At 64.9% G+C, this 10,992-nt stretch carries 18 protein-coding genes; 7 read left to right on the forward strand and 11 right to left on the reverse strand.

Features of this window, described 5'->3' with window-relative positions; all coding sequences use genetic code 11:
- From AC01FP_RS14105 to AC01FP_RS14120, 4 genes are all read right to left on the reverse strand, one after another.
- Positions 1-766, reverse strand: a 766-nt coding sequence (locus AC01FP_RS14105; RefSeq protein WP_474481116.1) for a M20/M25/M40 family metallo-hydrolase, incomplete at its 3' end; no start/stop codon positions are given.
- A complete protein-coding gene (locus AC01FP_RS14110; RefSeq protein WP_474481118.1) occupies positions 724-960 on the reverse strand; it encodes a hypothetical protein in 237 nt (78 codons plus the stop codon). The genes AC01FP_RS14110 and AC01FP_RS14105, both read right to left, overlap by 43 nt.
- 13 nt (positions 961-973) lie before the next feature.
- Positions 974-1,663 carry an esterase/lipase family protein gene (locus tag AC01FP_RS14115; RefSeq protein WP_474481120.1) on the reverse strand — a complete coding sequence of 230 codons (690 nt, stop codon included), beginning with the start codon at positions 1,661-1,663 and terminating at the stop codon, positions 974-976.
- A 30-nt stretch (positions 1,664-1,693) separates the two neighbouring features.
- Entirely contained in the window at positions 1,694-1,897 is a 204-nt protein-coding gene (locus AC01FP_RS14120) for a hypothetical protein (protein WP_474481148.1), read from the reverse strand.
- A 26-nt stretch (positions 1,898-1,923) separates the two neighbouring features.
- Between AC01FP_RS14120 and AC01FP_RS14125 the strand changes: the two genes are divergently transcribed.
- From AC01FP_RS14125 to AC01FP_RS14140, 4 genes are all read left to right on the forward strand, one after another.
- The gene (locus AC01FP_RS14125; RefSeq protein ID WP_474481122.1) at positions 1,924-2,271 is read left to right on the forward strand and encodes an MTH1187 family thiamine-binding protein; all 348 of its coding nucleotides are present in this window, start codon (positions 1,924-1,926) and stop codon (positions 2,269-2,271) included.
- Between the two features lie 96 nt (positions 2,272-2,367).
- Positions 2,368-2,550, forward strand: coding sequence for a metallothionein (locus AC01FP_RS14130; protein WP_474481124.1), 183 nt, complete (start codon positions 2,368-2,370; stop codon positions 2,548-2,550).
- Positions 2,543-2,812, forward strand: a complete 270-nt coding sequence (locus AC01FP_RS14135) for a CDGSH iron-sulfur domain-containing protein (protein ID WP_474481127.1) — start codon at positions 2,543-2,545, stop codon at positions 2,810-2,812. Before AC01FP_RS14130 ends, AC01FP_RS14135 begins: the two co-directional genes overlap by 8 nt.
- Positions 2,794-3,180, forward strand: coding sequence for a VOC family protein (locus AC01FP_RS14140; RefSeq protein ID WP_474481128.1), 387 nt, complete (start codon positions 2,794-2,796; stop codon positions 3,178-3,180). Before AC01FP_RS14135 ends, AC01FP_RS14140 begins: the two co-directional genes overlap by 19 nt.
- Here the strand turns inward: AC01FP_RS14140 and recD2 are convergent.
- Positions 3,173-5,479 (reverse strand): SF1B family DNA helicase RecD2, encoded by a 2,307-nt coding sequence (gene recD2, locus AC01FP_RS14145; RefSeq protein ID WP_474481130.1) that lies wholly within the window; start codon positions 5,477-5,479, stop codon positions 3,173-3,175. The genes AC01FP_RS14140 and recD2 overlap by 8 nt on opposite strands.
- 143 nt (positions 5,480-5,622) lie before the next feature.
- Here recD2 and AC01FP_RS14150 point away from each other — a divergent pair, with 143 nt between their 5' ends.
- Positions 5,623-6,075: a hypothetical protein gene (locus tag AC01FP_RS14150; RefSeq protein ID WP_474481132.1), complete on the forward strand. Its 453-nt coding sequence runs from the start codon at positions 5,623-5,625 to the stop codon at positions 6,073-6,075.
- Between the two features lie 69 nt (positions 6,076-6,144).
- Here the strand turns inward: AC01FP_RS14150 and AC01FP_RS14155 are convergent, their stop codons facing one another.
- From AC01FP_RS14155 to AC01FP_RS14180, 6 genes are all read right to left on the reverse strand, one after another.
- A complete protein-coding gene (locus tag AC01FP_RS14155; RefSeq protein WP_474481133.1) occupies positions 6,145-7,182 on the reverse strand; it encodes an RAD52 family DNA repair protein in 1,038 nt (345 codons plus the stop codon).
- Positions 7,183-7,289: 107 nt separating this feature from the next.
- Positions 7,290-7,919, reverse strand: a complete 630-nt coding sequence (locus AC01FP_RS14160) for a siphovirus Gp157 family protein (RefSeq protein WP_474481135.1) — start codon at positions 7,917-7,919, stop codon at positions 7,290-7,292.
- 73 nt (positions 7,920-7,992) lie between these two features.
- Positions 7,993-8,490, reverse strand: coding sequence for an SLOG family protein (locus tag AC01FP_RS14165; protein ID WP_474481136.1), 498 nt, complete (start codon positions 8,488-8,490; stop codon positions 7,993-7,995).
- A gap of 241 nt (positions 8,491-8,731) precedes the next feature.
- A complete protein-coding gene (locus AC01FP_RS14170; protein WP_474481137.1) occupies positions 8,732-8,926 on the reverse strand; it encodes a hypothetical protein in 195 nt (64 codons plus the stop codon).
- Between the two features lie 48 nt (positions 8,927-8,974).
- On the reverse strand, positions 8,975-9,361 hold the full coding sequence (locus AC01FP_RS14175) for a hypothetical protein (protein WP_474481139.1): 387 nt from the start codon (positions 9,359-9,361) through the stop codon (positions 8,975-8,977).
- Between the two features lie 82 nt (positions 9,362-9,443).
- Positions 9,444-9,845: a hypothetical protein gene (locus tag AC01FP_RS14180; RefSeq protein WP_474481141.1), complete on the reverse strand. Its 402-nt coding sequence runs from the start codon at positions 9,843-9,845 to the stop codon at positions 9,444-9,446.
- Here AC01FP_RS14180 and AC01FP_RS14185 point away from each other — a divergent pair.
- Both AC01FP_RS14185 and AC01FP_RS14190 read left to right on the forward strand, forming a co-directional pair.
- Positions 9,844-10,083 carry a hypothetical protein gene (locus AC01FP_RS14185; protein WP_474481143.1) on the forward strand — a complete coding sequence of 80 codons (240 nt, stop codon included), beginning with the start codon at positions 9,844-9,846 and terminating at the stop codon, positions 10,081-10,083. The genes AC01FP_RS14180 and AC01FP_RS14185 overlap by 2 nt on opposite strands.
- Positions 10,084-10,490: 407 nt before the next feature.
- The coding region (locus AC01FP_RS14190) for a hypothetical protein (protein WP_474481146.1) at positions 10,491-10,992 on the forward strand (502 nt) is incomplete at its 3' end.

The following is a 10,992-nucleotide window of genomic DNA, read 5'->3' on the forward strand; positions in this document are numbered from 1 at the left end:
CCAAGCCGTTCACCACCGCGCAGAAGAAGTGCAGATCCAAGGTGTCGATCGTGTCGCTCATCTGGTGGTAGTGCGGGTTCCGCAGGAATGAAGTGTCGGTGACCATCAGGGCGTTGTAGCCCTGATCCCAGAAGGGGCTGTGATCGCTGAGGCGCACATCGGGCAGCAGGCGGCCGGCCAGGGGCACCGGCAGCACCTTGGTGGGCACCTGGCTGCCCATCGCCCGGGCCAGCGCTGGCAGCAACAGGGCAGCTGAAACGTTGGCGACCAGGGCGATGAAATCACCGCGATCGCCATAAATCCGCTCCATCCCCGGCAGCGGATAGGCCTGCTCATCGGCGGTGTAGGCGAGCATCTCCAGGCTCACCATCAGCTGCAGCGGTTGATGGGCGGCGCGCAGCTCTCGTGCCAGGGCGCGGCTGCCGAGCATCCCCCACTCCTCCTTGTCGAAGGCCACGATCCACACCGGACGTGCGGGCTGCGACTGGCTCCAGCGCTGGGCCAGCTCCAGCAAGGCGGCGACGCCACTGGCGTTGTCGTCGGCGCCGATCGAGTGCAGCGGCCCGTCGTAATGGGCGCCCACCAGCAGCGGCGCCAGAGCGTTGTCGCGGCCCGGAAGCCGCAGGATCAGGTTGGTACCGGCCTCACCTGCCTCGTGGAAGTGGTGCTCCTCCACCGGGCCCAGAGCACTCAGCTGCTCGTGGATGTAGGTGCGCACGCCCATCAGCCCCAGCGGATCCCACTGGGCATGGCGTGGTCGCGCCACCTGCTGGAGATGGGCGAGAAGGCGGTGCTGCAGGTGCTGATCCATGGAGCTGGGATGGGGTGAAGACGCGGCTCAAGGGCCTGAGCAGCATCCCGATGACGACCGGGGAGGCAGTGCACCAGGTGCTTGCCGCTCTGCTCAAACGGCTGCTGCGTACCACGGCGGCGATTGATCGAGAACGGTTCGATCGCCATGTGCAGCAGACCATCACCGGCCTGCCCACCACCATTGATCGACCACCGCCGGGCTGCCGTACCAGCTCGCCCCGAAGGCGCCGCCATGGGCTACACCCGGCAGCACCAGGGGGGTTGAGCCCGCCAGCAGAGCTGAAGCCACCGGCACCAGGCCGTCGCCACGGTCAAGGGCGTTGCCGGTGCTGTTGCGATAGGCCGTGGGCGCCAGCCGCCGGGCCAGGGGCGTGGCGCTCTGCAGATCAAGATCTCCCGCCACTGAGATGTAGCGCACCCGATCCGCGAAGGTCGCCCCCGGCAGCCGCCGCGCCACCATCTGGCGTAGCACCGTGGCCTTGAGGGCTGTGTGGGGACTGCCCAGCATCACCAGGGTGTCGGCCAGGGCTTTGCCGTCGTAGCGCCGGCCCTGGAAGGGGGCGGCATCAAGCACCAGGCGCAGCATGATGCCGCCGGAGCTGTGGCCGATCAGGGTCACCCTGCCGGTGGGGGAGTGCAGGGCCAGCTCGGCCATCGTTGCGGCGACCCGATCCAGGATGCGTGCCCAGCCGTAGGCAAAGACTGTCAGCAGCCATTCGGCCTTGCTCACCGGCACCACCCGCACCGGCTGAGCGCTCGTTTGCTCCAGTCGCTCAGCCATCGGGGCGTAGGACTCCTGGCTGATCAGAAAACCCCCGAGGATCACGATCGGCTGGCATGGCAGGGGCATCGCTGGCAGGCGGGCTTGATGAGGTGATCCTCAGCTGGCCTGCCGTACCCGTTTGACGGCCAGGCCAGCCTCCACCGCCGTGACGGCAGCCAGAACCAGCAGCCCGATCAGACCGATGAGTTGGTTCGAAGCTTCTGCGGCGGCATCAGCGTTGTTGCCGAGCACGGCTCCGGCCACGCACCACACCGTGGCGGCCAGGGCATGAACGATCACCAGAACGGAGATTACCGTCACACCCACAGGGCGCAGCTGTTCCCACCATGGGTCCATTCCCGCCCCATTGCCCCGTGAAGGTGATCGTCGATCTCTGCGTTGTTCAGATCGGGGTCGGCGTCAACCTGGCCACCTACACCGCCGCCTGCGAACGGGTGCTGCTGGACGCCGGCCTCAAGATCCAGTTGCACCCCAACGGCACAGCGATCGAGGGCGAGTGGGAACCAGTGTTCCAAGCCATCGAGGCATACCATCAGGCCGTGCACGCCATGGGCTGTCCACGCACCTACACCACCCTGAAGGTCAACACCCGCATCGATCGGGACCAGACGCTGGAGGACAAGGTGGCCAGTGTTGAAGCGCTGCTCCAACAGCGGCCGGATCGGGGCCATTGATAGATCGGCCAGTCCGCTTTGTCAGCACGGCAAGCCGAGCCTCCCCGACGCCGACGCCGCTAGAGTGGGTTTAGCTGACCTGAGCAAGGAGAGACCATGACCACGACCCAGGAGAGACCCACCACGCTTCAGTGCGCTTGCCCGGGATGCCACTGCACTATCCAACCGGAAACACCGTTCCGCAACGGCCCCCTGTTGTTCTGCAGCGAGGCCTGCGGCAAGGGGCACCCCAATGGTGAGCCCTGCCACGCCGGCTGTGGCTGTGAATGCCATGGCTGAATCCGCTCGACACTGTGCGGGTCCGATTCCCCTGGAGCTGCCAGCCGGCGTGCACCAGCTCTGCCGCTGCGGCCGCAGCCGCCATGGCTGGTTTTGTGATGGCGCCCACCTCGGCACCGGCTGGCAGTCGCGTGAGCTGCGGCTCGCTCAAGCCAGCATGGTGATGATCTGTGGCTGCGCTCACTCCCACCGCTACCCGCTCTGCGATGGCAGCCACGCCACGCCGGCGGGCAGCAGAAGCTGGTGGAAGTGGTGGGCCTGAGCAGCTCGATCGTGCTGGCTGTCGACGATCCTGCGGTCCTCGCGGCGTTCTATGCCGCCCTGCTGGAGGCCGAGGCAACACCCGGCTTGGGCCCATCCCACTGGCGGGTGCCCTGGCCCGCTGGCGGCCAGCTGGAGATCTATGTGCCCTCACGCACGCGGCCGCAGCCGCTCCAGGGCGGCCGGCTGGCCCTTTGCCTCCAGCGGTCCTCTGAAGGGAGAGATCGGTTGGCGGTGATCAATGCCTGGCTTGAGGTCACTGAACAAATGAGAGCGGAGCAGGCGGAACCGCCACGCCAGGAACCGTTCGGAGTGGAAGCCTGGCTGCTGGATCCGGAAGGGAACCGGCTGCTGCTGCTGGTCAGCTGAGCCACTCCGCCAGCTTGGTGTAACGCCTGCGGCCCAAATGGTTTTTAACGGCCATCGCCAGGGCCTTCTTCTGGCCCACCAGCACCACCAGCTGCTTGCCGCGGGTGAGGCCGGTGTACACCAGATTGCGCTGCAGCATCGCGTAGTGCTGCGTCAGCAGTGGGATCACCACGGCGGGGTATTCACTGCCCTGGCTCTTGTGGATCGTGCAGGCATAGGCCGGCACCAGGTGATCGAGCTCCCCCCAGCCGTAGACCACCAACCGGCTCCCGGCCGCAGCGGCATTGCCACCGGCCTCGCTGGTGGGGAACAGCACACTCAGCTCGCTGTTATCAGCGTCGATCGCATCGATCGTGCCCACATCGCCGTTGAACACCTCCTTCTCGTAGTCGTTGGCGATCTGCATCACCTTGTCGCCGGGGGCAAACCGCCAGCCAAAGCGCTCCACCTGCTCCGCCGGATCGGGATTCAGCAACTTCTGCAGCTCGATGTTGAGTGAGCGGGAGCCGCAGCCGCCCCGGGCCATCGGGCAGAGCACCTGCACCTGGGCAATTGGATCGAGGCCAAAGCGGGCCGGGATGCGCTCGCCCACCACCTTGAGGATCAGAGCTACTGCCTGCTCGGGCGTCTCGGCCGGCAGGAAGTAGAAGTCGCTGCTCTCGCCCTCGGGTGGGGAGCGCAGATCGGGGATGGCGCCGGCGTTGATGGCGTGGGCGGTGGTGATGATGCGGCTGCTAGCCGCTTGACGGAATACTTCCGTGAGCCGGGCCACCGCCAGGGCGCTGCTGTTGATCAGATCCGCGAGCACCTGGCCGGGACCCACCGAGGGCAATTGATCCACATCACCCACCAGCAACAAGCCTGCCTCTAGCGGGATGGCCACCAGCAGCGAGGCCATGAGCGGTACATCCACCATCGAGGTTTCGTCCACCACCAGCAAGTCGCACTCCAGCGGCAGCTCGGCACCACGCCGAAAGCCGTAGCTGGCTGGGTCGAACTCCAGCAGCCGGTGGATCGTTTTGGCCTCCAAACCGGTCGCCTCGGCCATGCGTTTGGCGGCCCGGCCCGTGGGTGCACACAGCTGGATGCGCAACTTCTTGGCGGCCAGGATCTGCAGGATGGCGTTGATCAAGGTGGTCTTACCCACCCCCGGCCCGCCGGTGATCACCAGCACCTTGCTGGCCAGGGCCTGCTCCACCGCTGCTTTCTGGCTGCCGGCAAGCGCCAAGTCGAGCCGTTGCTCCACCCAGGCGATCGCCTTGCTCGCGTCGATGGCGCCCCAGGTTGGGGCTCCTCTCGCCAGCTCCTGCAGCGATTCGGCGATGCGCCGCTCATCGCGGTGCAGGTGGGCCAGGAAGATCGCCGGCTCGCCCGCCAGGTCATCGGCCACGACGGAGCCCTCGCTGATTTCTAGGTCCAGGGCCGTCTGGATCAGGGCAGCTTCTAGGGGCACCCGCACGCTGGCGCCGTTGCCGTCGCCCTGCTCCTGCGCGGGCTGCTCCACCGCCAGCAGCTCTCCGGCCAGCTTGAGCAATTCGGCGCTGGGCAGGCCGCAATGGCCATCACCGCTGGCCTCCAGCAGGGCGTAATTGATGCCAGCTCGCAGGCGGATCATCGCGGCCGGTTCGATGCCCAACCGGGCGGCGATGGCATCGGCGGTGCGGAAGCCGATGCCGCGGATGTCGCGCGCCAGGCGATAGGGGTTCTCCGCCATCACCTGCACGGCGTCATTGCCGTACGTCTTGAAGATCCGCACGGCACGGGCGGTGCCGACGCCATGGCTATGGAGGAACACCATGATTTCGCGCACCACCTTCTGATCGGCCCAGGCCTGGGAGATACGACTGGCGCGCACCTTGCCGATACCGGGCACCTCTTGCAGGCGCTCTGGCTCCTGCTCGATCACCTCGAACACCTCCGCCCCGAAGGCGCCCACCAGCTTGCTGGCGTAAATCGGGCCGATGCCGCGGATCATCCCCGAGCCCAGGTACTTCTCGATGCCCTCAGCGGTGGTGGGAGCTGAGGCCTTGAGGAAGGAGGCCTTGAACTGCTGGCCGTGCTCCCGGTTGTTCACCCAGGTGCCGCTCACGGTGACCCATTCACCGGCGCTGATCTCGGCGGCGTGGCCCACCACCGTCACCAGATCACGATGGCCGCGGGCCTTGATGCGCAGCACGCAGAAACCGCTCTCGGCGCTGTGGAAGGTGACGCGCTCAATCGAGCCGGCCAGCACTTCAGTGGGCTGTTGGCTGGTGATGCTCTGCATCCCGGGTGACTGACCAGCGGCTGGCTTGTTCATGCCTCCACGCAGGGCCACCGGGCCATGCTTGCAGGCTGTTGCAATGCCCACCTCAGCAACTGACGACCTGAAGGCAACATGGGTGAAATAACAGGGCCGATGGGATCGGCATCTAGATAACCAGCACCGATGAGCGAAATCTGATGCTCGACGATGAATCGGATTACGACATCCGGTGTCAACAGCTCCGACAGGAGAATGCTGCCCTTCTTGGTGACTTCAGCCGCTGGCTCAAAAATGCTGGCCTTGGGGCGGCGACGATCAGAAGCCATTGCGCCAAGCTGGACTTTTACTTGAATCACTTCCTTCTCTACGCAGACACTCTGACGGCTGCTGAAGGGGTTGGCTATGTCGGCGAGTTTCTTGGTGACTGGTTTCTTCACAAGGCCATGTGGTCCAACAAGACAACAGTCAAGGCCAATGCCGCCAGCCTGAAGAAGTTCTATGCCTTCATGGCCGAGCGAGAGCTGATCAAGCCCGAGGAGTTTGCCTCGCTCAAGCAGCAGATCAAAGACGAGCTGCCGGAATGGCTGGGCGCTGTCGAGAGATACAACGACCCGGATGTTGACCTCCTTGAGGATGGCTGGCCGATCTGAAAATGAGTGAGACCCGCAGCACCAGGAGATCAATCACTGAAGCCGCGGGCTTGCTTCTAGCTGGTGGTCTTAGCCGGACTGCTGAATAGTCTGTTGCTGCTCAGCTATCCGCACCTCTCGGTGCGACACCAGAAAAGCTTCGATCCAGTCGTGGTGGCACTTCTGGTTGATCCGATCGGCGATTGTTGCGGCCTCCTCAGGGAAGGAGAATCGCTTGCGGAAGCCTTGGGTAAGGCCTTCCAGCAGCGGACGGGGCAACTGGCGAATGGTGCTGTGGAGTGCGCGGATTGTGGTCGCATCGAGGGGGAGTAGCCCTGGATCCTGCTGATGTGGAGAGCCTGCATCCATGCCTTTGGGCTCAGCATTGGCTGCCGCCGTTGATTGCCTATGGGATGCAGGCCGGCTCAGCTGGAGTTGGCCTGCTGGGCGCTCATGTGGAGACGCGGAACTGGTGACCTCACGCTGCTGCTTGTCATAGAGCGCCAGACCAAACGGATTGCCAAAGGTCATCAGCGCCCTTTTCATCGCATCGGTCTCGGCCTCCTTGATGGCGGACTCATGGGCCTGGCCCAGGTCGGCGTCGATGCCGTGGCCGGCGCCAGTGCCCTCCCGAACCAGGGGTGTCATGCCTCCTGCTGTGACGGTGATGCGGACGCGGGCGGTGTAGGTGACGCCCCAGCCGGGCTTCTGCTCTCTGCCGATGGTTCGTTCTGCCTGGGCAACGCACCGGACGGCGATGGTCTGCCGCTGCCAGCCATCGAAACCAAAGATGCGGTTGGCTTCCGCGATTACCTGCCAACCTTCCAAATAGCTCACGCGGCTGCGGCCCTGCTCCCGCTGGCGGACTTTGGCCCGATCAAGGGGGGCGGCCAGGGCGGCGAACTGCTCGGGGGAGAAGCCAATGGGCTGAGCCTGGAGGACTTGCGGCGCCGCGGCTGATGGTGGGCTTGTTGCGCTGGCTGATGGTGGGCTTGTTGCGCTCTCCGCATCGGCCCGGTTAACGGAGCGGATCACCTCCAGAGCGGAGGGCGGCCGCTGGGCCGGACGAGAGGCTGCGGGGCGGCTGCTGGTGCTGGACCCATTGGCGGAAGGAGCGGCGATGGTCATGGCGATGGGAAGCGGTGGAGCGAGAAGAAGCGAGGAGCGAAATCGGATCAGGAAGAAAGGGCCCGCCACTGCAGCGGGCCATGCGCGGGGGCTCTGCCCCCCTCCGGTCAGTGGATGCGCCAGGAGCGGCGGGAAAGGAGCTGGGCGCCGGTGATCTGCCGGCCGGCATTAAGGGCTTCCTTGATGGCGTTCTTGTCCGGCTTGCTGGTGGTGGAGAAGGTGAGCCACTCGGCATCGAGGGCCTCCTCGTCGTCGATCACTACGGCCTGGGACTTACGGGAGGTGAGCTCGTGATCCGGGAAGGAGAAACGCGTAGCCGCCGGCTGCAGCTGGGTAAGGACAAAGATCAGCGATTCCTCCAGTGCATCAGCCCTGCCGGCATCAGAGCGGGCTAAATCGGCGAGCCGCTTGGCCTGCTGCTGGCGGTAGGTGGCCTGGCCGCGCAGGTGCTCGATCACCCAGCAGGTGGCATCGGCCTTAGCGGCGAGGGCAGCTTTATTGCCTTCTTCTGCAAGTAGAGCTGCCTCCAGCTCGGCCAGGGCCAGGGACCGCTGCTCGGGGTCATCACTTTCCAGCTGCTCGGCGAGCTGGCCGATGGCGGTGGTGAGCTCCTGGGCCTCGATGCCCAGCTGCCAAAGGGAACCTGAGCGCTGCAGAGAGCAGGCGGGGCCTGATGCCGAGGGGGCTGCCGCTGGGGCAGGGGTGACAGCTGCAGGGATGGGGGTGAGAACAGCCATGACGGTGAGAAGGCGATGGGTATGGAAAGAACGGAACGGAGCACCAGGGGCGCGAAAGGCTTGCGCTTGGTGATCAGGAGCAGCCGGCGCCAATTGGAACGGCCCAGAGCCCGGCTGCTGGGCTGACCTCGGCCACCGAGATCGGCACCGGTGAACGCGACGCCATGCGGCGGGCTTCTCTCACCAGCGAGGCGGTGCCAGCACCACCGGGGAAGGCCACCACCAACACCGAGACCTGACAACGAGGGGAGCTGTGAGCAACAGCTCGGGTGATGGCCTGCTCGAGAAGCTCGCGATTGCGGATCGGCCCGGCGGCACGGCCGTGGCGCTGCCACTGGGCCGGCATCACCTGGGAGGACCAGCCCAGCTGCTGGGCAGCGGCGCCGATCGCGGCATCAGCGCCGCGGGCGCCGCCATGCAGCACCAGGTGCACCAGCCGGCCGCCGCTGCGGGCGAGCAGCTCAGCGGCAACCCGCTGCTGGGGCCAGGCCAGATCACGACCACCACCTGCCGCGATCACCAGCGAACGGGAGGTGCCTATTGCAGGACTTGATGAGAAACAAAGATCCATGAATCAGCTGCCAGAGGTGACAACTGATCGGGGCAACACACCGCAAATAAAAGAGCAGCAGTGCTGGCGAGATCAGGGAATTGGATTACCGCAGGCGATGGGCTTGGGGCCTTTGGCGCAGCCCTTATTCTAGCAGTGCAAACGTACTCTAATGCGGGCAGAGTGGCTGCAGGGCAATGGATCTATGCAAAACCCGGCCATGCGCGGAGGAATCTGCAATTGATAATCAGCCCCACCAGATTCAGCTCTGAATACCCAACCGGCCGCGCAGCCGCGCGAGGAAAGCCGGGACCTCTCCCCAGCCAGCCACCGGCAGCTGGCCGCCAAGCCACCGCAGCCGCGGGAGAGCAGCCATGCCCTCCACCCCCAAATCACCGGCCACGGAGCGGAGGGCGGCGGCGGCTGGCCGATGCACGCCACGGCCCAGCCGTGGCACGCTGAAGGACGGCCGGCGACGCCTGGAGCGCCCACTGGGATTACCTGCTCAGCCCCAGGCCACATCCAGGAACTCCACCAGCAGCACGCCCCGGTGGCTGCCGTGCTGTTTCACCAGGCCCCGGCTGGCGGCCTGCTGCATGCTTGGGCGTTCACGCGCCAGCTGCTCAGGTGTGACCAGCACCCGCACCCAGCCGCCGGTCATGAAGTCCTCATGGCCTGTCTCAAAGGCCTGCAGGCGCCGGTGCTGGTTGCTGCTGCGCTCGTAGTACAGGCCTCCACCGGTGGGGTCAGTGCCCTCCGCCCAGACCTGATCCACCATCAATTTGCCAATGGCAGCTGGATCCCTTGCTGCTGCATCAATCGCCCCACCATCGAGCACGAGCGGGTTGCCTGGCTCTTCGCGGTTATCCGAAATGATCAGGCGCTGGGTCACTGGTGCTGCTCCCCTGCAGTTGAGATCAGTCTGGCCAGTGCCCTAACGACAGAGCGGCCAAGCGGCCAGGTTGCGGCTTGCATCAGGCCTTGCTCCCGTTCCGCTTTCGGATCGCCTGGAGGGCCGACACCTCCGCCGCGGCCAGCTGGGTGGCGTTGCGCAACCTCTTCTGGTCCGCGCGGATCTGCTCTGCCTCACGCAGCGTTCGCAGGTCGCTTTCTGCCCGCCAGCGCGCCTCCTGAGCTCGTGACTCGCGGCTGAGCTGCTCAGCAGAGGGCACCACCAGCCCAGATACAGCATCCCGGCCGGAGACCCCCTTCTTCTTGCCACCGGTGCTTGTTCCTTTGACGGAGCTGCGTTTCTGGCGCTGAGGTCCTCTGCTGACCATTGAGCTCTCCGTTCGTTTCTGCTCCTTCCCTTGCCAGGAAAGCGGCGTTGCCTCACGCACTGGGCCGGCAATAGCAGGCAGTGACGCCAAGGCCATGCCAGAGAAAGCCCGCGACCTGCTCGCCTCCCTGCTCGGCGAGAGCCCCCAGCAGGCCCCTGCAGCGCCTGCTCAGCCCCAGGAGCAACCACTTAGGGCTAGGGGCCCGGCCGGCCCTTGGCGCGTCACCGCCAGCGCCAGCGGCGGCCGGGCCCAAATCAGCAACAACCACGAGTCGCGGCTGATCCCAAAGGCCCAGCTGGAGTCCTACCTGAGGACACCGGCAGGCGCCAAATAAAAAGACCCCAGGAGTTTTGCGCTCATTTTGCGCTCAACTCCAGGGGCCTATCGGTGAGAAGTCAATCGGGGCGACAGGATTCGAACCTGCGACCTAGTGCTCCCAAAGCCCTTGAATTCAGGGCTCTCAGATCCCCTGCTGCAATTGGATTCTACCCCTTAAAACCCAGTCCGCCACTAACTTCTAGGCATCCAGGCAGTGGCAGGCCGTCGCCAGCCATGCCAAGCTAAAAGGGCGATTCTCTTGCAGATTCTCTTGCAAGGGGTGTCGTGCGTGCCTGATTACCCTGACCCGTGCCGAAGCCGAGCCCCGCCCCTCGCCAAACCAGGGCCGCCAAGGACCGTGGCTGGGTTGCGGCACTGCGGTTGTCGTTGACATCAGACCTCGGGCCTCGCAGTGGCTGGACCGTGTCGGAAATGCGTGGTCGCGTACTTCTGAATGTCTCCGCTTCAGCCGCAGGAGGCACACGCCAGCAGCGGGTGCTGCCACTCAACTGGTCCGCTGCAGATAGACAGGCTATTCATACCGCAGTTCTTGCTATCTATGCTGATTTCATTGATGGCGTTCCTCTCGACCTTGCCATCGAAACCCATGCGTGTGGCTCCTCACAAGAAACTGGATCCAATGGAGTGACAGTTGGCAAGATAATCAATTGGCCTCAACTGATTCAAGGATTCAAAGATCACAAGCTGAACAGTGGAGCCATCAAGCAGAGCACATGGGATGATATCTACTGGCGGCGTATGGCAGTGATTCTGGAAGCAGTTGGCGGTAAGCGACGGCCCATCTCATCCAAGCAACTAATGGAGGCCGTGATTGAGACCTGGAAGGACAGGCCTGGATCGCGTGGACGTCAGTTACAGGTTCAATTCACAGCTGCACTTCTGCGGTGGGGTGTTGATTCGGAAC

The organism is Cyanobium sp. NIVA-CYA 375, from assembly GCF_056108345.1.

What these genes read in the sequence shown, in the direction of transcription:
- AC01FP_RS14130 (WP_474481124.1), top strand. Translation starts at nt 2,368, where the DNA reads ATGACCACGACCCAGGAGAGACCCACCACGCTTCAGTGCGCTTGCCCG.
- AC01FP_RS14110 (WP_474481118.1), bottom strand. Translation starts at nt 960, where the DNA reads ATGGCGATCGAACCGTTCTCGATCAATCGCCGCCGTGGTACGCAGCAG.
- AC01FP_RS14135 (WP_474481127.1), top strand. Translation starts at nt 2,543, where the DNA reads ATGGCTGAATCCGCTCGACACTGTGCGGGTCCGATTCCCCTGGAGCTG.
- AC01FP_RS14185 (WP_474481143.1), top strand. Translation starts at nt 9,844, where the DNA reads ATGCCAGAGAAAGCCCGCGACCTGCTCGCCTCCCTGCTCGGCGAGAGC.
- recD2 (WP_474481130.1), bottom strand. Translation starts at nt 5,479, where the DNA reads ATGAACAAGCCAGCCGCTGGTCAGTCACCCGGGATGCAGAGCATCACC.
- AC01FP_RS14115 (WP_474481120.1), bottom strand. Translation starts at nt 1,663, where the DNA reads ATGCCCCTGCCATGCCAGCCGATCGTGATCCTCGGGGGTTTTCTGATC.
- AC01FP_RS14165 (WP_474481136.1), bottom strand. Translation starts at nt 8,490, where the DNA reads ATGGATCTTTGTTTCTCATCAAGTCCTGCAATAGGCACCTCCCGTTCG.
- AC01FP_RS14155 (WP_474481133.1), bottom strand. Translation starts at nt 7,182, where the DNA reads ATGACCATCGCCGCTCCTTCCGCCAATGGGTCCAGCACCAGCAGCCGC.
- AC01FP_RS14150 (WP_474481132.1), top strand. Translation starts at nt 5,623, where the DNA reads ATGCTCGACGATGAATCGGATTACGACATCCGGTGTCAACAGCTCCGA.
- AC01FP_RS14180 (WP_474481141.1), bottom strand. Translation starts at nt 9,845, where the DNA reads ATGGCCTTGGCGTCACTGCCTGCTATTGCCGGCCCAGTGCGTGAGGCA.
- AC01FP_RS14125 (WP_474481122.1), top strand. Translation starts at nt 1,924, where the DNA reads ATGGGTCCATTCCCGCCCCATTGCCCCGTGAAGGTGATCGTCGATCTC.
- AC01FP_RS14160 (WP_474481135.1), bottom strand. Translation starts at nt 7,919, where the DNA reads ATGGCTGTTCTCACCCCCATCCCTGCAGCTGTCACCCCTGCCCCAGCG.